Raw genomic sequence first — 20,055 nt, 5'->3', positions numbered from 1 at the left:
CACACGCAAGTCAGCGTTTGAGTCCGGGAGTCTATCGGAAGCTGCAGGGACCGGGCCATCGACTGACGCCGAGCGTGAGGCTTATGTATTGTCTGCCAACGATTTTCGTACTTATCCCCCACGCTCGGCGCGAGACTGTCCCCAGAAATCAGGTTCTGGGTGCTGCGCTCTCGATCTGCTCGAAGATCTTGGAGAAGGCAAACGGGGTTTGTGCGATTCCGCTGCCGTCGACGGCATCTACTGCGCCCAATGTGCCTGTGGTGTCACGGGGCAACTCCCACATGGACAGCTCACCGATACCGTTCTGCTGGGCGAAGTTGGTCAGCTGCTGGGCGTTGGCGAGACTGAAGATCTCGCTCGGGTCGTCGTTGATTCCGATCAGAGGCGTCACTCCGAGCATCGACCACGCCTGCTGGCTGGAGATGGTCGGATACAGCGCCATCAACTGACTGTGCGTGGCAGTCGCGGCATCGATCGCGTACTGGCCCATGCCTGGGTTGCCTGCCTGATCGAAACCGTTTCCGTAGTCCATGGCCATGACGTTCACGCGGGAGATGTGCACGCCGTTGGCCGTCGCGGTCTGGAGAACGTTCAGTCCGCCGCCTTGTCCCGTGACCAGCCCGGTGGGCAACACCGGAAGGGTGTAGCTGACACTCACGGGTGTGCCGGCGGCCGCTTCCTGCGCTTGCAGTAGGGCGATGGCCTGCGACTGCGTGCTCATTGCCTGAGTGTTGCCTTGTAGTGCACCTTCGACATCGAAGTCGAGGTTGTAGATGTGGTAGGTGTTCACGATCTGCGCGTACTGCGACGCTAAGTGGGCCGGGGTCTGACCGCTGACGGCGGAGAGATCGGTGCCGAAAGCGCCACCGAAGGACAGGGTTCCGTTGATGCCGGCCGCGTGCATGTTGGCGAGCTGATTGTTGATGAACGAGCTCTGGGAACCGCCGGCGACGTCGTACGCCGAATAGCCTCCCCACGATGCTTGACCAGTCGGGTCCGCGTTGATGAAGGCAAGCGTGACGTTCTTGACGCCGTTCTGCGCGGCGGTTGCGAAGTCGTAGCCGTTGGGGCCGGGGTACAGCGTGATGTCCACGTAGGGCGAGTAGGTGCCGGTCCCGGTCCCGGTGCCAGTCCCTGTGCCGGTGCCAGTCCCAGTCCCAGTCCCAGTCCCAGTCCCAGTCCCTGTGCCGGTGCCAGTGCCTGTCCCCGTGCCGGTCCCGGTCCCGGTGCCAGTGCCGGTGCCGACCGGTTGACCGTTCACCACGGAATTCGTGGGCGCCGAGTATGAGCCGGTCTGCGAGGCTGTGAAGCCAACACTGACCGACTGGCCTGGATCGATCGTGCCGTTGTAGCTCTCAGGCGTCACCGTGTAGTGCGTGCCGGTATGAGTAACCTGACCGTTCCACAGATCAGTGACGGATTCGCCTGAGGGCATATCGAATTGGAGCTGCCAGTTGGTCAGCGGCGTGGTGCCCGTATTGGTGATCGTGTAGTCGCCATTGAAGCCGTTGTTCCACTGCGATGTTGCCGTGTAGGTCGCCGCAACTACGCCAGTGCCAGTGCCAGTGCCAGTGCCCGTCCCGGTTCCCGTGCCGGTCCCGGCCCCGGTGCCAGTCCCGGTCCCTGTCCCAGTCCCGGTGCCAGTCCCTGTGCCAGTCCCAGTCCCAGTCCCAGTCCCCGTGCCGGTCCCGGTGCCAGTCCCAGTCCCAGTGCCAGTCCCCGTGCCGGTCCCGGTGCCAATCCCAGTCCCAGTCCCGGTGCCAGCCCCCGTGCCCGTATCCCCGCCGACTGGGTGTCCATTGATCACCAAATTCGTCGGAGCCGAGTATGAGCCGTTCTGTGAGGCTTGGAAGCCGACGGTGACCGAATGGCCAGGGGCAATGCTGCCGTTATAACTCTCCGGAGTGATGGTGTACTGGGTGCCCGCGTGCGTGACTTGCCCGTTCCAGGCGCTAGTTATGGATTCGTTTGCGGGCAAGTTGAATTGAAGCTGCCAATTGGTCAGCGGGGTGGTGCCGGTATTGGTGATCGTGTAGTTGGCGACGAATCCACCATTCCACTGAGACGTCGTCGCATAAGTCGCCGTCACCCCGGTGCCACCGGTACCGGCAGCACCGGCCGCCGCAGCCGTCGTGGTGGCGGCGGTCGCGGAAGAGGTCGTGCTGGCCCCCGCACCCGCAGCACCACCGGTGCCCGCACCTGCCGACGACCCGCCCGAGGACGACCCGCCCGAGGACGACCCGCCCGAAGACGATGTGCCTGTAGCCGCCGCTGACTTCGACGCGGCCCCCGAGCTGCCACTATTCCCAGTGTCCGTCGCATCGCCAGACGGAGAATCGGCCGCCGCGGTCGGCCCGCCGCCGCGCCCAGTGGCCACGTTGACAAGGTTGGCCAGCTGCTGACCGACGTTCTGCAGAGACGACGCACCGCTCGCTTCGGCGCTGGCGTACAAGTCCGCACCCGCAGTCAAGGCCGTCACAAGGCGTGCGTGAAACGCCGAAGCCTGGGCGCTCGCGAACTGGTATGCGACCGCCTGGGTATTGAACAGTTCGGCGATCGCATCCGACACCTCATCGGCGGCAGCCGCCAGAATCCCCGTCGTCGGAGCGGCAGCCGCCGCATTAGCGGCGCCGAGCGTCGAATTGATATCGAACAGACTCGAGGCCGCGAAGGCGAGACGTTCTGGAGTTGCGATTAGAAATGCCACTGCGCGACCTACTTATCTTCAGACGTTTACGGAATGGAAAGTTATTGGGCTTGGGTAAAACAGTGCGGTCCGCGCAGCGTAAGCAAGGTTCGATCGAAGTCAAAATGTCTAGCCAATTGGCGAACGGCTAGATTTGGTCAATTTGCTTTACATTTGTCTTACATATGAGTCAAATTTGCAGGGTGTATACGTTCCAACGGCGCCGGCTTTGTTGCCGAGGGCGGATTTGCTGCGATGCTGGTGATCGCCGATGTTGCTGGAAGGGAGAGCCCTTCTAGCAGGTCACGGCTGCAGACCGGGTTGATTCACACCGTGCGGATCGTCCTGCCAAATGTTTGCCGACCCCGAACGGGCCCGCCGAATCACGGCAATTGAGCGCGCCCGCCTCGCAGCACTCGCCGTCGGTATGATTTGTAGTCAGCCGACAAAGGAAGAGCCGGATTTTCTTCGCCAGGTGTCCTGTTCAGGCGTGCTGGTTCAGTGAACGCCCAGCGTGCCATTGAGGTACTCGGTGCGGCAGGCGACGCGCGCCAGCTTGCCGCTGGTGGTACGCGGAATGCCGCCGGCCGGCAGGAAACGGACATCGGAAACCGTCAGCGCATGCCGGGCCGATACCGCGGCGCGGATGGCCTCGATGGCGGGCGCCGGGTCGGCGCGGCTGGTGCCTGTCGCGCGTTCGGCAATGATCACCAGCGCCCGGTCGGAGCCGTCGGGCACCGTGAACGCAGTGGCATATCCCCGGCGCACCATCGGGGACGCCTCGGCGACCGTGGCCTCGATGTCCTGCGGGTAGTGGTTCTTTCCGTCAATGGTCACCAGATCCGCCATCCGGCCGGTGACATACAGTTCGCCGTCGAGATAGACAGCCAGATCGCCGGTCCGCAGCCAGTCGCCGTCGATTCTTGCGCCTTGTGCGTGGCTGCCCACCGCTAGAGTTGCCTGCAGCTTGGCGCCGAATGTCGACCGGGTTTCTTCGGGCCGTCCCCAGTAACCGCGGCCCACGTTGTTGCCCTGTAACCACGGCTCGCCGACCTGACCATCCGGCAACTCGGTACCGCTGTCGGGATCCACGATCACCGCCCACAAGCTGCGGGCCACCTGACCGCAGGACACCTGCACGACGGCGTTGGGTGAATCGGCCGACACGGATACCGCGTGACCCGCGCCCAGCCGTTCCCGGTCGAGGTAGACAACCGAGGTCTCGGCAGCATGGTCGATGGTGGCGATCATCAGCGTTGCCTCGGCGATGCCATACGACGGCTTGAACGCTGTGCGGGGTAATCCGTAGGGCGCGAACGCCTTGTTGAATGCCGTCACCGCGTCGATATTGACCGGCTCGGAGCCGATGATCAGCACCACATCGTCCAGGTTGATATCGCTGCCCTGCGCGGGGAGCCCGCGCTGCGCTGCCCATTCGTAGGCGAAGTTCGGGGCCGCGGTGACCACCTGACCGGTCCGGCATTCGTCAGACAATGCCTTGATCCATCGCTGCGGGCGGCGGACAAATGCCGTCGGGGACATCAGCGTGGTGTGACCGCCGTAAACGGTCGGAAAGCCGATCATCGACAGGCCCATATCGTGATACAGGGGTAGCCAGCTGACGCCGTGGGTGTTTCGGTTCAACAGATCGATGGACAGGATCATCTGCGTCAGATTGGTGGCGACCGCGCGGTGGGTGATCTCCACGCCGACCGGGGGCCGGGTCGCCCCCGAGGTGTATTGCAAATACGACACGGCGTCCATATCGAGGTGCACGGGAACGAACTGTTCCTCCGCCGAGTCGGGTATCTCGTCGATGACCAGGACAAGCGGCTTGTTCAGGTCGGCGAGGTTGGCCAGAAAGCGCTCGATGGCGCCTTTGGCCGCCGTAGTGGTGAGTACGACGGTCGGTTGTGAGTCGCGAAGTGCCGTTTCGAGGCGTTCGGCGTGCCCGGGCAGTTCAGGGGCGAACAACGGAACTGCGACGGTGCCCGCCTTGATCGCGGCGTAGAAGCCGGCCACCCACTCGATGCTCTGCGGCGCCAGGATCGCAACTCGGTCATCGGGGCCCGCGAACTGCTGCACATGCGCCCCGATGGCGCGCAACCGGACCCCGAACTCGGCCCATGTCACCTCGACTGCGTGGCCGTCATCCGATCCGCTGTGATCCAGGTAGCGGTACGCGATGGTGTCTCCGACATTCCTGATATTGCGGTCGATCAGCGAGATCAGGGTCAACCCGGGAGGCAACACGATGTTGCCGTTGACGTCCAGACAATCCTCGATCTGCAACAGGCCTTCCGGCTCTGCAGATTCCGACCGGGCAGCGCCATCCATAACCGCAGTCTATAAACCGCCACTCGCGATTCGGACCAGGCGTGGTGTGGTGGCCGCCACGGTTACAGTGCACGAACCGGCCCTCGGCCTCAGCGCCCGGCAACGATTACAGGACGCCCAGATGACAGAGCAACAAGACACGGACGTCAGACCGCGCAGCCTCATACAGCGCCTCACCGCGCTGTGCGTCCGCTACGTCGAGCGCGTCATGCCGGATCCGTACTTGTTCGCGGTCATTCTCACCGCCGTCGTGGCCGCGCTTGTCGCGATGTTCGTCAATGGCGCGACGCCGGGCGGCATGCTCACGGCCTGGTACGGCGGAGTCTGGGGACCGCAGAACATCTTCACCTTCGCGTTTCAGATGGTGCTGATCCTGATCACGGGCTACACACTGGCCGAGGCGCCGGTGGTGAAACGGGGCATCGTCAAGTTGGCCGGCAAGCCGACCAACCAGGTACAAGGAGCCCTACTGTGTTTCGGCGTCAGCGCCGCCTTGTCGCTGCTGAACTGGGGACTCGGATTGGTGGCTGGTGCGCTGGTCGCGCGCCAGGTCGCAAAGCGGCTCAGCGCAACGCATTTCGGCTATCTGATTGCGGCCGCGTTCATGGGTTTCATGGTGTGGACGCAGGGTATGTCGTCATCGATCGCCCTGGCGAACACCGACGCGAACAGCCCAATCAATGTGATACACAAGCTGACTGGTCAGAATGTGCCGCTTTCGCTGACCATCTTCCAGCCTTACAGCTGGGTGGCCGTCATTGCGGTGTTGCTGCTGCTGGCGGTCGCGATCTGGCGGATGGAGCCGATCGAGTCGCTGGCGCCCGACCCGGCCGTCTTCGAGGAAGAAGATTTCGCGACGGTTGTTGACCGGCCGACCGGCAAGCGGACATTCGCCGAGTGGCTGGAAAATCTGTGGATCCTCAACATCTTCGTATTCGCCGCCGGCATCGGGTACTTCGTGTTGAGCGGGTTCGCGCTGAACATCTCGTCGATGGTCATGTTGTTGACCGTCACCAGCGCACTGCTTCACAAGACGCCAATTCGGTTTATCCGTGCGTTCTCTGGCGCGGCAAAGGTATCGGGCCCGCTGCTGCTGCAGTATCCACTCTATGGCGGCATCGTGGGCCTATTGGGTTATCTTCCAACGCAATCGGGCAAGGCGCTGCAGACGGTGCTTGCGCAGGCGTTGGTGACGGGAGCCAATCAGTACACACTGCCGTTTCTGACGTTCATCGGCTCGGTCACCATCTCGTTGTTCGTTCCGTCCGGCGGTGGACACTGGGCGGTGCAGGGACCGGTTGCCGTTGACTCGGCGCTCGCCATCGGGCAACGCTCCCCCGCCTACCTCGGGCTGATCTCGATGGCGGTCGCGGTGGGCGAGGCGGTCGCGAACATGATCCAGCCGTTCTGGCTGCTGCCGCTACTCGTTATTGCGAAGCTCAATGTTCGCCAGGTAATGGGCTTTACGGTCATCGCCTTCTTGGTCGGGCTCATCGTGTCCGGTGCTGCGGTACTGATCGCACCCCACGTGATATGAAGACGATGTGCAACCGGCCGACTACATCCAAGCGCTGCGCCGTGACGGCGCTCGCATCATCGTCGCGAGTGAAGCCGGGCTCGCCCGTGCCGTACCGAGTTGCAGCGGTTGGACGCTCGCCGATTTGGTCTGGCACGTCGGCAATGTCCTCACGTTCTGGCGGCAGGTCGCGTCCGGCCTCGTCGCCGGCCCGGAGAGCTATCAAGAGCCGGCTCGGCCAACCGAGAAAGCGCTGGTGGAGTGGTTCGGTGATGGACTGGAAGCAACGGCTGACGCACTCGAGCGGATAGGTCCCGAAACGCCTGCGTGGACCTGGGGCCGTCGCAAAGATGTCGGGTTCATCCAACGCCGCGTTGCCCATGAGACCGCGATCCACTGCTGGGATGCAATGAGCGCCGCCGGGTCAGACGAGCCCGTGGAACCTGCGTTGGCCGCCGACGGAATCGCGGAGTTCCTCGAGGACGTGCTGCCGGGCATGTCGCGAGATCTGAACGGACCAGCTCAGGCAGTCGCGTTGCACGCCAACGATGTTGACGTGTGCTGGACCGTTCGTGCCGGCCTTGGCAGCTGCGAGTTGGAGCCCACGTGTTCGGTCGATGCGACAGTCAGCGCGACCGCTTCCGAGTTGGTGCTGCTGTTATGGGGACGGTGGCCGCTGGAGCGGGCAACCATCGACGGCGATCCCGAGGCCGTGAAGCGCTTCCTGGCCCGGGCCAGCTTCTAGTCCGCAGGTCGCGAGCCGCTACTCGCCGGAGGCCGACTCTTGCACTGCCGGGTCGGGGTAGGAAGCACCGAAGTGCGGCACCTCCAACGGCCCCTCTGCGCGCGCGGTGTTGACAGCGCTGGTCAACAGCGGAGCCAAGCCGGCGAATGATCCGACGTCGAACAACAGCAGCGTCAACAGGCGGTTGTGTACGTAGCCGAACGAACTGCCCGACTCCGGGTCCGCCCACCCGACCGTGCCACCCAGCCCGATATGCCCGTAACCCTCCAAAAAGCCTGGAACCGGCGAAGATTGGTAGCCCTGGTGATAGGTGAAGGGTAGACCCAGGTTCAGGTCCGGCCACAGCTCGGCCTTGCCCTTCATCCCGGCCACCGCCTCGGAAGACAGCAGCCGAGTGTCGTCTATGACACCGTCGTTGGCCAGTACCGCGTACGTCTTGGCGAGAGCCCGGGCGGTCACCACGCCGTTGACCGCCGGAAGCTCACCGTCGAGAAACGGCATGTCGTCCTGCAACATCGACATGATGCCCGGGAAGTAGATCGAGCCCAACAACCCGGAGAACGACAGGCCCGCGACTTTGGGCGCGATGAAGTCCAGCAACGGTGTGGGGATCTTGGCTTGCGGCAACAACGTCTGGGCCGCCTTGGTCGGCGAATCCGCCGGTGGCCGGCCGAGGTGCAAACCGTCGGTGTTCAGCGGTAGGGCCAGCTCCTCGCGGAACAACTCACGCATTCCCTTGCCGGTCACCGCGCGCGCCAGGCCGGAGAGTAGCCAGCCGTAAGTGATGGCGTGGTAAGCCGTTTTGCCGTGCGCCCGATCCACCGGCGCAGCGGCGAGTCGCTCCTCCATCAGCAGGTGATCCATGATGGTGTCCTTATCGACACCGTTGAGGTGGGACAGCCCGGCGCGGTGCCGCAGTACATCGCTGACGGTGATCTCGTCTTTGCCGTTGGCGCCGAACTCCGGCCAGTACTGCGCCACCGGAGTGTCGTAGGACAGCAGACCGCGATCGACGAGAATGTGAATTACTGTGGCCGCCAACCCTTTTGTCGCGGAGAACACCATCGCCCCGGTGTCTTCGGTCCAGCGCACATCGCCCTTGCGGTCGGAGTAGCCCGTCCAGACGTCGACCACCGCTCGGCCGTCGATGTAGACCGAAAGGCCGCCGCCCCCGAAGATCTTTGCGGGGTAAAGCCCGGCGAATGCGCGGATGACAGTTAGGAAGCGGGAATCGCACGCTCCCTGCACGCCGGACGGAAGGCCGTTGTCGGTGGTGAGGATCGAGGGTTGCGCCATACCGTGAATGATTACAGCCCCGAGCGGCTACATCCAGATGTGTCCGAGAGATTCGGCCAACCCGTTCGGATCCTGTTTGTCGACGTTGCAGCTGACGGCTATTGAAGTACGGCGGTCGCTGCTCACCAGGAACGCGGTGACGAACCCGGCCCACGAGCCGTCATGGTTGAGCATGCCGTTTGCCAGCGAAAAAATGCCCGCGCCGTAGCGATCGCCGCCGCCGGGTTCGGTTTCCACCGCGCCGGACAGTTGCGCTTCCAGCAGCCTTGGACCGCCCACTTTTCCGGTGCGATAGTTGTCGGCCCAACGGACCAGTTGGCTGGGAGTGGCCTGGATGCCGCCGTCGCCGACCTGCTCCCACTTGGAATCGGCCACCTGGTAATCGCCCGGATCTGGCTTGGTATAGGACAGTGCTTTATTGGGGATGCTCGAGACCGGATCCATCACCATGGCCAATCCCAGCGGTTGAAAGATCTCCGCGCTCAAATAATCCGGAAGCGATTTCCCCGATACCCGGTGCACGATCTCGCCGAGCAGCAGGTAATTCGAATTGGAGTATTCGTAGCGGGTGCCGGGCTTGAATACGAGTTCGGGCGCCGCCGCCAGGGCCTGCAACGCCTGGGCCTCGGTGGTGCGATCGGTGTAGCTGTATCCCTGTTCTTGTAGCAGGCCGGTGTAATCGGGGATTCCGCTGGTGTGGTGCATGAGTTGCGCCAGGGTGACTTTGGCCGCCCAGGGCGGCATCTCCGGCAGGTATTGGGCTACCGAGTCGGCCAACGTCAGTTTGCCCGCTTCGGTCAGCAACAGGATCGCAGTGGCGGTGAACTGCTTTGATACCGAAGCGATGTCGAACACCGTGTCCGCGGTGATCTTGGCCCGGAAGGCCAGGTTCGCCAATCCCGCTACCCCGGTCCAGGCGACCTTGCCTTCGATGCCGACGGCCGCCGAACAACCCGGTCCGTCGGCACGGACCGCCGAGTCGAGTACGTTCTGGCTGCCCGTCTTTTTGGCGGTGGTGGTTTCGCTGGTGACCGGACTGGTTCCGGAGGTGTTGGCGGTGTGTGGGGCAGTGCAGCCGGCCAGTAGCAGTGCCACGACCAGCGGCAACGCTCGGCACGTCTGCCGGAGTATCGCGAAATTCGATTGCGGTGCGCTGTTCGACTCTGATAGGAATACGCCCATGGACGGAGGCAACGGTATCTGCGCGTGAGCTCTGGCTCGCGCCCTTAATTCGGAGTCCGTTGCCCTATTCCTTCCGTAAACCGAGGATGTCGCCCATGTCCGATGCATCTGTCGTCTGCTCGAGCCTGTCGTTCCGCTGGCCCGACGGCACCCGTGTTTTCGAGAACCTGTCAGTCGTGTTCGACGCCGGCCGCACTGGTCTCGTCGCACCCAACGGTGCGGGCAAGACTACGCTGCTCGAACTCATCGCCGGCCGCTATCGCCCCGACGGCGGTGGCGTGTCGGTGCGGGGAACGCTCGGCTACCTCCGGCAGCGACTGCCCTATGCCGCCGATCGCACAGTGGCCCAAGTCCTCGGCGTCTCCGAGACTCTCGCGGCACTGAAAGCGCTGGACGCCGGGGATGTTCGCGACGGCGTCTTCGCCGCGATCGGTGACGACTGGGACATTGCCGAACGCGTTGCCGCAGAGTTGGATCGGCTCGGGCTGGGCCACCTCGACACCGACCGCCGCCTGCACAGCGTCTCCGGTGGCGAGATCGTGGCATTGGGTTTGGCTGCGCAGTTGCTACGCACCCCTGATGTGTTGCTGCTCGACGAACCCACCAACAACCTCGACCTGCCTGGCCGGCGCCGACTCTACCGGGTGATCGACGACTACACCGGTTGCTTGGTGGTGGCTAGCCACGATCGGGCGCTCCTGGACCGCATGGACCGCATCGCAGAACTGGCAGTCGATGGAATCCACAGCTATGGAGGCGGTTTCGCGTTCTACGAGCAGGCAGTACAACGCGAGCAGGAGGCTGCCGAGCAGCAGTTGCGGCACGCCGAGCTTGATCTCAAGCGCCATAAGAGGGACCGGCAGAAAGCCCGCGAACGGGCGGCCCGGCGCACCGGGAACGCGGTGCGCACCCGCCAGAACCTGGGCTTGCCCAAAGCATTGCTCGACAAACGCGAGAGTAGCGCTCAAGAGTCCGCCGCCAAGACCGACCAGACGCACGCGGCAAGGGTCGAGTCGGCCGGCGCTCGCCTCGACGAGGCCAGTCGCGCCCTGCGGCCCCAGCCGACCATCGTGGTAGACCTGCCGGACACCCGGGTGCCGCCGGGGCGGACGGTGTTTTCGGGCACGGACATCCAGGTTCGGCGTGGCGACGCGCTGGTGTTCGACGGCATCAACCTCACTGTTCAAGGACCGGAACGGATCGCGCTCACCGGCCCCAACGGCGCTGGGAAGTCAACGTTGTTGCGTGCGATCTGCGGCCGGATCGAGGCGGACGGCAGCTACGTGCGGCGTGGTGCCATCGCTTATCTGTCGCAACGACTGGACCTGCTCGACACGGATCTGACCGTGGCCGACAACCTCGCTTCGTTCGCGCCCGGCATGCCCCAAGCGGACCGCAGGACACGACTGGCCCGCTTCCTTTTTCCGGGCTCGCGAGCCGAACAGGTCGTCGCGACCTTGTCCGGCGGCGAACTGTTGCGGGCCACCCTGGCGTGCCTGCTCAGCAGCGAGCCGCCGCCGCAGCTGCTGTTGTTGGACGAACCCACCAACAACCTGGACATGGGGAGCGTGGCACAACTACAGAGCGCGCTGGCCGCCTACCAAGGCGCATTCATCGTGGTCAGCCACGATCAACGATTCCTGGACGAACTGAACCCAGATCGCTGGCTGCGGTTGTCAGAAGGCCGGCTATTTGTCGGAGCGCAGCAGACGTCCGACCAATGAGCGGTTCGGGTCGGCTTCACGCTCGGCGAGCATCAGTTCGATGCCGTACTCGATCGCGATGGCTGTTCGATCACGCACTTTGCGGGCGACGCTGTCGTCGCTTTCCTTGCCTTTGAACCTGGTGGTGTCGATCGGCTCGCCGAACCAGTAGTACTGCCGCTCCGGGCGCGGCACCGGCGTGAGCCCGACACCGCGGACCAAGGGTGGACCGTCGTTCGAGCCGAGCAGTTTCTTGGTCAGGAACTGCATCGGAGCCAGTAATGGCGACTCGTTGTCCAGAACGATGTCGATCCCGTGCTCGGCGCCTACCGAAGCGAACGGCACTATCGGGTACCCATGCTGAATTGCCAAGCGCGCGAACCCTAGTCGGTTCTTCCACACCAGCTTGTACTGCTCGTTCTTGCGCTTGTTGACCTCCCGCGCGCCGCCCGGGAACACCATCACGAGTTCGCCCTGCCGCATCAGCTCGGAGGCGTTTTCTTTGGTGCCGTCGACGACCCCCATCCGGGTCAGCGCGTCGCCCCATCCCGGAACCTTGAAGTGGGCGTGGTCGCCGAGGGATCGCACCATTCTCCCCCGCTCCCACAGTTCGGCAGCCAGCAACGGCGCATCCACCATGCCGAGGGTGTTGTGATTGCCCACCAACAGCGCCCGCTCGGTGGGCACGTTCTCGATTCCGTAGACCTTGGGCTTGATCAACATTCGCAACGGCTTCATCACGTTGAGCGCGGCCGTGACGTCGGCCTTTTTCAGCGAGGATGGAACAGAGTCGGCGTCGACGTTAGGCACCTCGTGAGTATGCACCGGGGGTTGCTCCGCGGGAATGATTTCGTGGCCGCGAGTAGCGGATCAGTGGATGCCCGGGGGTGGCACCGCAGCGCTGCGCGATAAAGTACGCGCGGCAGCAACATCGAGGTCACTGTTCTCAGGAGTCAGCCATGTCGGGTCGCACTTTCACATTCGAGGTCAACAAGACCACCAGCGCGCCTGTCGCGACGGTGTTCCGACTGGTGGCCGATGGCGGCAACTGGTCGTCCTGGGCGAAGCCGATTGTCGTGTCGTCGAGTTGGGTGCGTCAGGGCGATCCGGCTCCCGGCGGTGTCGGCGCCATCCGCAAGCTCGGGATGTGGCCGGTGTTCGTACAGGAAGAGACGGTCGAGTACGAGCAGGATCGCCGCCACGTCTACAAGTTGGTCGGCCCGCGTCAGCCGGTCAACGACTACCGCGGCGAAGTGGTCCTCACCCCGACGGCGTCGGGCGGCACCGAGATCCGCTGGAGCGGGTCATTCAGCGAGAAGGTCAGTGGCACTGGACCCGCCGCGCGGGCCGCGATGGGCGGATCGGTCAAGTTCTTCGCGGGCCAGCTGGTCAAGGCTGCCGAGCGTGAGGCCGGCACCGCCCGATAGTTCTGCGGCGCAGGCTATTTCGCCGCGACCTCGTCCTGATACTTCTTGGTCATGTGCTCGATGGCCTGCAGCTGCGTCTGAGCGAGGCTGTCTCGCGCCTGGCCGGCGCGCACGGCGGCATCCAGAGTCGGTTGCGCCTGACCCTGGAAATGCGGAATGACTTCCGCCGCAAATAGTTCGGCCGACCTTCTGGTTGCCGCCGGGTTGGCCCATTCGTGGCCCATCTGCAGCATGCAGCCGAAGCCGCCGGACTGATCCCAGAGCCGCTGTATCTGCTCCCGGGCTCGCTCCGGTGTGCCGATCACGCCGGACCCGTTCCCGTTGATGATGTCGATCATCTCGTCGAGCTGATCCCCGGGCATCGTCATCTGCGGGAACGCGGCGATCTTCTGGAAGTAGCGGAACCACGACTCGAGGCCGAACTTCACATCGGCTCGCGCCTCTTCATCTGTTTCGGCGATGTGCATCGGGCCTACCAGGCTCCAATTGCTGCGATCCACCTGCGTGCCGAACGTCGCGGCGCGCTCCTCGACGATGCCCCAGTGATAGGCGAGCGCGTCGAAGCCCTCGATGACCAGCGTCGCACCGATGGAAAGCAGGCCGATACCGTGCTTGCCTGCCAGTCGCGCCCCGGTCGGCGAGGCCACCGCGGCGACCGACAACGGAATTCCACCGTCCGAATACGGCGCGAGCTGCAACTTCGCATCGAAAAGCTGGTGCGTGGCGGTCTTCGCCGACACGGTCTCCCCCGCCAACAGGCGGACGACGATGTCGAGGTTGGTCTCCAGCAACTCGCGGGTGTCGGTGGGGGTCAGCCCGATCATGGCCGAATCGGTGGGCAGTGAGCCCGGCCCGACGCCACCGATAATGCGACCGTGGGTGAGGTGATCGAGCAGCATCAACCGGTCGGCTACCCACAGCGGGTTGTGGTACGACAGCGAAACAACGCCCGTCCCGAACTTGATCCGCTTTGCCCGTTCGGCGGCAGCGGCGATGAACACCTCTGGTGAGCTGATGATTTCGCTACCCGCCGAGTGATGCTCGCCGATCCACGCCTCGTCGAACCCGAGGGCATCGAGATGTTCGACGAACTCCAGATCACGCTGCAGAGCGAGCGTGGGGTTGGTGCCGGCCCGGTGAAATGGGGCGATGAAGTATCCGAACCTGAGCTTCGCCATCGGGGCTCCCTTGAGATCGGCCTAGCGATCGTTAAGACCAAAACGACCATAACCCCGCCGAATAGAAGACGAGGACCGGGTCAGCCCCAGTCCTCGTCCGTCGATCAGTGAACTCGTGCGATCACGGGATACTTCCGCAGATATTGCCGACGCAGCCGCCACCGCCACCGGGTCCGCCGCCACCACCGCCGACGCCGGGAATGGAGCCGCCACCGCCGCCGGGTCCGCCGCCGCCAGTCGGGCCGCCCGGGATGCTGCCGGCTCCGCCGCCGGGTCCGCCGCCGCCGGTCGGGCCGCCCGGGACGCTGCCGCCGCCGCCGTTCGGACCACCCGTGCCGGATGGTCCGGGGGCTCCGGTGCCCGGTTCAGTTCCCGACGGTGTCGCCCCGCCGGACGGGACCGTAGTGGTAACCGTGGTCTGCGTCGTCGACGGGGTGGTGCTACTGCTCGGCCCCTTGTTATCTCCACCGCCACAGGCAACCGCCATGACAAGCATCGCGCCGCCGCCGAAAACCGCAAAAGCCGTTCTCGCTTCAGATCTCATCACACTCTCCACTCTCGTCTCCGATGTGTCCGAGGCGTGTACCCGGGAATCGGTGAGTGGAAACGCCCTTCGCAGACGTTGCAAAAGTGTGCTCAGCCGCTGAGCGAAACCTATTGCCCAGGGCCGAAATTCGCAGCGAACACGTCAGCTCTCTTTGAGGATCAACTTCTTGAGTGCCGCTTGATCCGACGACAGCAGCTCCTCGATGCGAGGCTTGTTCACATCGGCGACGATGATCTCACCGACCTCCTGGTAGACCTCGCTGAAGATGCCATGGGACTTCATCTTCTCGGTCTGGTACTGGTTGTCCTCGGTCGGCGTCACGTAGTACACCGCGTCTGCTTTGAACCGGTGCACCAGCCAGAGATGGATCAAGGTCATCAGCCGCTTCTGGCGCAGCTTCTCCGCAAAGGTGTTCTGGTCACGCACCTGCAGGATGCTGCGGCCGTGCCGGTCCTTGATGGGGTCGACGAGAACGTTGGCCAGCTGCTCCTCACCCTCGCCGTAGATGCCGAGTTCGAGGACGTCCGAGCCCGCGCGCCGCGGCCGCAGGGTCACCCGGAGCTTCTCGCCGAGCTGGTAGTGCTCGCTCCATAGCGCAAGCCATTCCTCCAGCAGCTTCTTCGGCACCTCGGTCTGCACCAGGTGCTGGTGCTGGGTGGAGCCCTTGCCCATCGACTTGGTGGTCGCCGTGCGTCCAGAGGAGGCGGCCAGCGCGGCGTCGCTGCGGGGTCCGCCGACCAAGGTCTGCGGGGTCCGGTACGGCGACTCGACGAGGCGCATCTTGCGCTGCAGCCGAGCCAGGGCCAGCATGCCGTCCTGGCGCAAGTTGGTGGCGAACTCCTCGGCGGCGACACCGTCGATCTGGTGACCGCCGTAGGTGATGAAGTTGAAGACGAAGCCCATCTTGCCCAGCTCCACCGGGAACTGCTTCATCTCTTCGTCGGTCATACCCGTGGTGTCCCAGTTGAACGACGGCGAGAGGTTGTAGGCCAGCATCTGCTCGGGGAACTCGGCGTGGATCGCCTCGGCGAACTCACGTGCGTCGGCCAGATCGGCTGTCTTCGTCTCCATCCAGAGGATGTCGGCGAATGGCGCCGCCGCCAGGGATTTGGCGATCGCGTAGGGAATGCCGCCGCGGATCTGGTAGTAGCCTTCGGGGGTCTTGGCCAGCTCGCAGTCCCAGTCGGCGTCGGCGCCCAGTTCCTTCGCTTTGGCCTTCGCGGCATAGAGGGAAGCCTTAGCCGCGAAGGCCCGCCACTCGTCGGAGCTCATCCCGCTCGGTTCGCCTTCGCTTTCGCCGAATTGGAGCTTTTCGGCCACCGCCTCGCCGTAGGTCGTCACGCCGGCGTCGTCTTCCCAGGCGACTACGAATTTCGACTCGACCTCATCGTACAGGTCGTCGATCGACAGTTCGCCGTCTTCGCGCCATTTGTCGACTGCCTCGGAGAGCAGTGCGAAAATTCCCTGACGCTCATGCCACGCGTCGGCGGCCGCGTACTCGGCGTCGCCGAGCGCGTACAGGAGGTGGCCGTTCAGATCAGTGACGCCTTGGTTGTAGAAGCGCCGCACCAGCGCCAAGAAGCACGACTTGTAGGACGGGATGTTCAGGTTGGTCGCACCCAGCAGGAAGGGCTGGTCGCGCTCGTCGCCGCGGCTGTCGATCAGGTTGGCCGCCTCGGCGTCAGTGCGCGCGACGATGATGCCCGGCACCCGCATCACGTCGAGTTGGAAGCGGGCCGTGTTCAGGCGCTTGATCTGCTCATCGGAGGGCACCAGCACCTTGCCGCCCTGGTGGCCACACTTTTTGGTACCCGGACGCTGATCCTCGATGTGGTAACCCGGCACTCCGACCTCGACGAAACGACGAATCAGGTTGCGCACGTGCGGATCTCCGCCGTGCCCGGTGTCGGCGTCGGCGATGATGAACGGCCGGAAGTCGTAGTGGGGCGCGGCGGCGCGCTGCTTCTCGCTCATATGCAGCCGCAGGTACTCCTGGTTGCGGTCGGCGGTGAGCAGCGCGCGCACCAGCACCGCCGCGTCATCGGGGACCTGGCTCAGCGGGTAGCTGGCCAAGTCGGGTCCGGGATCTTCGGTGATGGAGCCCTTGGCCGAGGTTGCCCAGCCGCCGAGGTAGATCGCCTCGATGCCCATCCGCTTCATGCTCACGGCCTGGCCGGGCGAGTAGGGACCGAAGGTTGTCACGCTCTTCTTCTCGCCGAAGAGCTCGCGAAGACGCACGAAGAACGCCGCAGCAGCCTCGCGTGCCACCGTGTAGTCGGTGGGAATCGTGCCCCGCTGTTCGGCCACCTGGCGCGCCGTATACAGCCGAGTGATCCCGGAAAACCGCGAGCTGTCGATGTAGCGCTGCGTAGCGGCTACGTCTTGCTCGAACGGCGATTGGACCGCATTGTCCGTTTCAGCGATGGCCATGGCCTTCCGCTCCTCCTCAGCACCGATTACCCCTGACGGAAGTGAGTGTATGCCCCGGTTTAGTGAGCTAGATCACCGGCCGACGCCGCTGAGATTCAGCGTCTACACCAACTCCTCGCCGGGGCCGCCCGAGCGGCGTACCGTCACTATCGTGCAGACAGAATTGCGCTTTGACCGGTGGTTTATCCCGCTTTCGGTGCCTTTTGGCATGGGCCCGAAGAACAGTGAGCTGCGACTTGCAGCAGGCAACTTGCACGTCAAGATGGGATGGGCGTTCACCGCCGACATTCCGTTGTCGTCTATCAAGAGTGCTCAACCGGGTACCGCCGGGGTTCTCGAGGCCGGGGTCCACTTCGGGGGATCCCGATGGCTGGTCAACGGGTCGCGTAAAGGCCTGGTGGAGCTCACGATCGACCCGGCGGCGCCGGCGAAGTTCTGGCGCATGTCGAGGACGGTCAGCTCGCTGGTGATCAGTGTCACCGACCCGGATGCGTTGATCGCGGCGTGCACCGCGAAGGCTAAGTAGCGCGCCTACTCAGCCAATCTTGTTGATCGCGAATGAATTCCGCGGTGACCACCTTGCCGTGGCCGGGAACGTAGATGGCATCGGCTCCGCCCACGGTCAGTAAGCGATCCAGCGTCGCGGGCCATGCCGCAAGGTCGGAGTCGTCATCGATGCTGGGGTCGGCGGATTCCTCGACCAGATCGCCGGTGAAGACGACGGCCGGGCTGTTCTCCCCGTCGATGCAGGGCACCAGGACGGCCAAGTCCGAAACGGTATGTCCGCGGCCGAGATAGGTGATCGTCACGATGCGATTGCCGAGGTCGACGGCGGCGTCGTAGATTCCGCGTCCCGGCGGCCGCAAGGCCGCAATCGCATTGCCGACTGCTGCTGCGTCGGCGCCGTAGCTGATCGCGTCGTCGTGAAGCTGGTCGGTGTCCGACGACAAGTAGTCGACAACTTCGGGCGCGCAATAAATTTCGGCGTCGGCGAACATGGACGAACCGAGCACGTGATCGAAGTGCTTGTGCGTCAACACAACATGTGTCACCACCCCGCCACCGAGCCGGCGGACATCCGCTTTGATCGCGGCAGCTTCGGTGAGGGTGGTGCCGGTGTCGACGAGCAGTGTTCCGGTACTGCCCCGCACCAACCCGACGGTGACGTCACAGAACTCCAGCCGGCAGCGATGGACGCTGTCGGTCAGGCGTTCCCATGCCAACTGCACAAGAAGCAAGGTAACCGCATCAGATTGGCCCGTCAGCCGGTTTCGCTGACGGGCTGCAGAACTGCGGCGCCGTATCGATGGCACACGAGAAGCGCAAGCGACACATCGAGTCGGTCATCGATCGGCCGCCCGCGCCGCGCAACCGCACGCTCTACTTGGTCCTTGAGCACGTTATAGGTCAAATTGAATTTTCTGGCCGCTGTTTCGAAGCCGGACCCGGTGCTCAGATATATCCGCAGCATTTCGCGCAGGCGGGCATCGTGATCGGTCTCTGACGCCAAGGGCCCGAGCACTTCGGCCACCCATTCGCCGATCTCGCTGGTGCTCGTGCCCAGCAGCGCGGCATCCACCATGTCCGGATCTGTCGCCGAGACAACTTCGCGCCGCGCAGTCCGTTGATCCCAGCCGCGCGCCAGCACCGCGGCCCGCGCGCGCTGCGCCTGCCGGTGGGAGCGACGAAATCCGTTGACGCCGAATCCCATCGCGCCCATGGCGATGCTGAACGTATCGGTGCGCGCGTGCGCGTAGTCGCGAATCTTCGCCACCACATCGCCGGGTGCGGAGCGGTACGGCAGCCAGATCCACGCGCTGGTCCGGTCGGCGGCGGCGAACAGTGGGTCGGCCGAGGTGGCGACCGTAGCGGCGAGGTTGTCCGCGAAGAGCTGCAATCGCGGCAACTCGTCGTCCTCAGATTCGGTGCCGCGATACCACGCGATCAGCGCGAGGTGGTGGCAGTGCAGCGGATAACCGATCGCAGCCGAGGCTGCGTCGCCGTCAATGTCGGCGTTGTCGCCGAGGACGTCCCGAACTCGCATTGCCCGGATGCTGTTCTGATTTTCCAGCCACTGGTCGTGTTCTTCTTCGTAGGCGGCGACAGTCTGCTCTGAAATCCCGTCGACGTACTCGAAGACCACCGTGGTGATTGCCTCGATGACGGCGACCTGAATCGCGGCGTCCATCTCGATAGAACGCATTTCGGCGAACACCAACTCGGTCATCCGTCGCTGGCCCAGCCGGTAGGTGCGAACCAGGGCATTGACCGGTACCCCGTGATGGGCCAACCGCCTGGCGTATTCGATCGCGGCGGTGGGCGCGTCGATCCGGTCCGGCGAGTTGTAGTTGCGATGCAGGGCCCGCAGGACCGTTTCGATGTTCCCGCGGACACTCGCGCCAAACATCTCACTCAGCCGGGCATCTCCGCCCAACTCCGCAACCTGGTCCTCGAGCTCGCGCCAGATCCGTTGGCTGATCTCGTCGACCCGCGCGCTGAGCCGGGTGGCGATGATGCCGACGTAGCGCTCCACCTCGACCGTGTCGGCCGGACGCTTTTCAGTCACGTCTCGAACGTAGATGGCGTCGTAAAGCTCCGCGCGTGGGACTCTGCGTAACGGATTGTCGCGACGCGTCGGGAATTGTTGACATGTCGGGATTTCCCGACATATATTGCCGAAGTGACCAACCCCGACCGCATTTGCGATCGCATCTTCATGGCGTTGGCAAACCCGGTGCGGCGCAAGCTTCTCGAGATTCTGACGCGGCAGCCGCTATCGGCCGGTGAACTCAGCGAGCGGTTCGAGCTCAGTCGTCCGGCCGTCGCCGAACACCTGAAGGTGCTGCGGGAGGCAGGTCTGGTCGCCGATGAACCCCAGGGCCGCAAGCGTATCTACCGATTGACGGCGGAACCGTTGGCCGAATTGGGCGACTGGCTGCATCCGTTCGAAAAACTCTGGTGCACAAGGCTTAACGCCCGTTCCGAGGAAACAGACAACCAGTAGGAGG

At 64.1% G+C, this 20,055-nt stretch carries 16 protein-coding genes; 6 read left to right on the top strand and 10 right to left on the bottom strand.

The window, feature by feature from the left end:
• Window positions 1-148: 148 nt before the first annotated feature.
• Both ACZY1I_RS30255 and ACZY1I_RS30250 read right to left on the bottom strand, forming a co-directional pair.
• Window positions 149-2,707 (bottom strand): cellulose binding domain-containing protein, encoded by a 2,559-nt coding sequence (locus ACZY1I_RS30255; RefSeq protein ID WP_463761100.1) that lies wholly within the window; start codon window positions 2,705-2,707, stop codon window positions 149-151.
• Window positions 2,708-3,184: 477 nt separating this feature from the next.
• Entirely contained in the window at window positions 3,185-5,023 is a 1,839-nt protein-coding gene (locus ACZY1I_RS30250; RefSeq protein WP_463761099.1) for a fatty acyl-AMP ligase, read from the bottom strand.
• 121 nt (window positions 5,024-5,144) lie between these two features.
• Here ACZY1I_RS30250 and ACZY1I_RS30245 point away from each other — a divergent pair, with 121 nt between their 5' ends.
• The gene (locus ACZY1I_RS30245) at window positions 5,145-6,560 is read left to right on the top strand and encodes a TIGR00366 family protein (protein WP_463761098.1); all 1,416 of its coding nucleotides are present in this window, start codon (window positions 5,145-5,147) and stop codon (window positions 6,558-6,560) included.
• Window positions 6,561-6,567: 7 nt separating this feature from the next.
• Window positions 6,568-7,284 carry a maleylpyruvate isomerase family mycothiol-dependent enzyme gene (locus tag ACZY1I_RS30240; protein WP_463761097.1) on the top strand — a complete coding sequence of 239 codons (717 nt, stop codon included), beginning with the start codon at window positions 6,568-6,570 and terminating at the stop codon, window positions 7,282-7,284.
• An 18-nt stretch (window positions 7,285-7,302) separates the two neighbouring features.
• Here the strand turns inward: ACZY1I_RS30240 and lipD are convergent, their stop codons facing one another.
• Window positions 7,303-8,580, bottom strand: coding sequence for a lipase LipD (gene lipD, locus ACZY1I_RS30235; protein ID WP_463761096.1), 1,278 nt, complete (start codon window positions 8,578-8,580; stop codon window positions 7,303-7,305).
• A 27-nt stretch (window positions 8,581-8,607) separates the two neighbouring features.
• A complete protein-coding gene (locus ACZY1I_RS30230; protein ID WP_463761095.1) occupies window positions 8,608-9,687 on the bottom strand; it encodes a serine hydrolase domain-containing protein in 1,080 nt (359 codons plus the stop codon).
• 170 nt (window positions 9,688-9,857) lie between these two features.
• On the opposite strand from ACZY1I_RS30230, the gene ACZY1I_RS30225 reads away from it, so the two are divergent.
• Window positions 9,858-11,486, top strand: a complete 1,629-nt coding sequence (locus ACZY1I_RS30225) for an ABC-F family ATP-binding cassette domain-containing protein (protein WP_463761094.1) — start codon at window positions 9,858-9,860, stop codon at window positions 11,484-11,486.
• On the opposite strand, the gene ACZY1I_RS30220 is transcribed toward ACZY1I_RS30225, so the two are convergent.
• The gene (locus ACZY1I_RS30220) at window positions 11,451-12,314 is read right to left on the bottom strand and encodes a lysophospholipid acyltransferase family protein (protein WP_463761248.1); all 864 of its coding nucleotides are present in this window, start codon (window positions 12,312-12,314) and stop codon (window positions 11,451-11,453) included. The genes ACZY1I_RS30225 and ACZY1I_RS30220 overlap by 36 nt on opposite strands.
• Before the next feature lie 110 nt (window positions 12,315-12,424).
• Here ACZY1I_RS30220 and ACZY1I_RS30215 point away from each other — a divergent pair, with 110 nt between their 5' ends.
• On the top strand, window positions 12,425-12,892 hold the full coding sequence (locus ACZY1I_RS30215; RefSeq protein ID WP_463761093.1) for an SRPBCC family protein: 468 nt from the start codon (window positions 12,425-12,427) through the stop codon (window positions 12,890-12,892).
• 14 nt (window positions 12,893-12,906) lie between these two features.
• On the opposite strand, the gene ACZY1I_RS30210 is transcribed toward ACZY1I_RS30215, so the two are convergent.
• The 3 genes from ACZY1I_RS30210 to aceA form a co-directional block, all read right to left on the bottom strand.
• Entirely contained in the window at window positions 12,907-14,070 is a 1,164-nt protein-coding gene (locus ACZY1I_RS30210; protein WP_463761092.1) for an LLM class flavin-dependent oxidoreductase, read from the bottom strand.
• A gap of 121 nt (window positions 14,071-14,191) precedes the next feature.
• On the bottom strand, window positions 14,192-14,614 hold the full coding sequence (locus ACZY1I_RS30205) for a hypothetical protein (RefSeq protein WP_463761091.1): 423 nt from the start codon (window positions 14,612-14,614) through the stop codon (window positions 14,192-14,194).
• A gap of 144 nt (window positions 14,615-14,758) precedes the next feature.
• Entirely contained in the window at window positions 14,759-17,047 is a 2,289-nt protein-coding gene (aceA, locus tag ACZY1I_RS30200; RefSeq protein WP_463761090.1) for an isocitrate lyase ICL2, read from the bottom strand.
• A gap of 151 nt (window positions 17,048-17,198) precedes the next feature.
• Between aceA and ACZY1I_RS30195 the strand changes: the two genes are divergently transcribed.
• Window positions 17,199-17,573, top strand: a complete 375-nt coding sequence (locus ACZY1I_RS30195) for a hypothetical protein (RefSeq protein WP_463761089.1) — start codon at window positions 17,199-17,201, stop codon at window positions 17,571-17,573.
• On the opposite strand, the gene ACZY1I_RS30190 is transcribed toward ACZY1I_RS30195, so the two are convergent.
• Entirely contained in the window at window positions 17,566-18,276 is a 711-nt protein-coding gene (locus ACZY1I_RS30190) for an MBL fold metallo-hydrolase (RefSeq protein ID WP_463761088.1), read from the bottom strand. The two genes, ACZY1I_RS30195 and ACZY1I_RS30190, sit on opposite strands and share 8 nt — an antisense overlap.
• Before the next feature lie 32 nt (window positions 18,277-18,308).
• A complete protein-coding gene (locus ACZY1I_RS30185; protein ID WP_463761087.1) occupies window positions 18,309-19,613 on the bottom strand; it encodes an RsbRD N-terminal domain-containing protein in 1,305 nt (434 codons plus the stop codon).
• Window positions 19,614-19,763: 150 nt separating this feature from the next.
• Between ACZY1I_RS30185 and ACZY1I_RS30180 the strand changes: the two genes are divergently transcribed.
• The gene (locus ACZY1I_RS30180) at window positions 19,764-20,051 is read left to right on the top strand and encodes an ArsR/SmtB family transcription factor (RefSeq protein WP_463761247.1); all 288 of its coding nucleotides are present in this window, start codon (window positions 19,764-19,766) and stop codon (window positions 20,049-20,051) included.
• The last annotated feature ends 4 nt before the right edge of the window (window positions 20,052-20,055 follow it).

The organism is Mycobacterium sp. IDUB_37, assembly GCF_055419245.1.
This window is presented reverse-complemented; position numbering and strand designations above follow the sequence as displayed.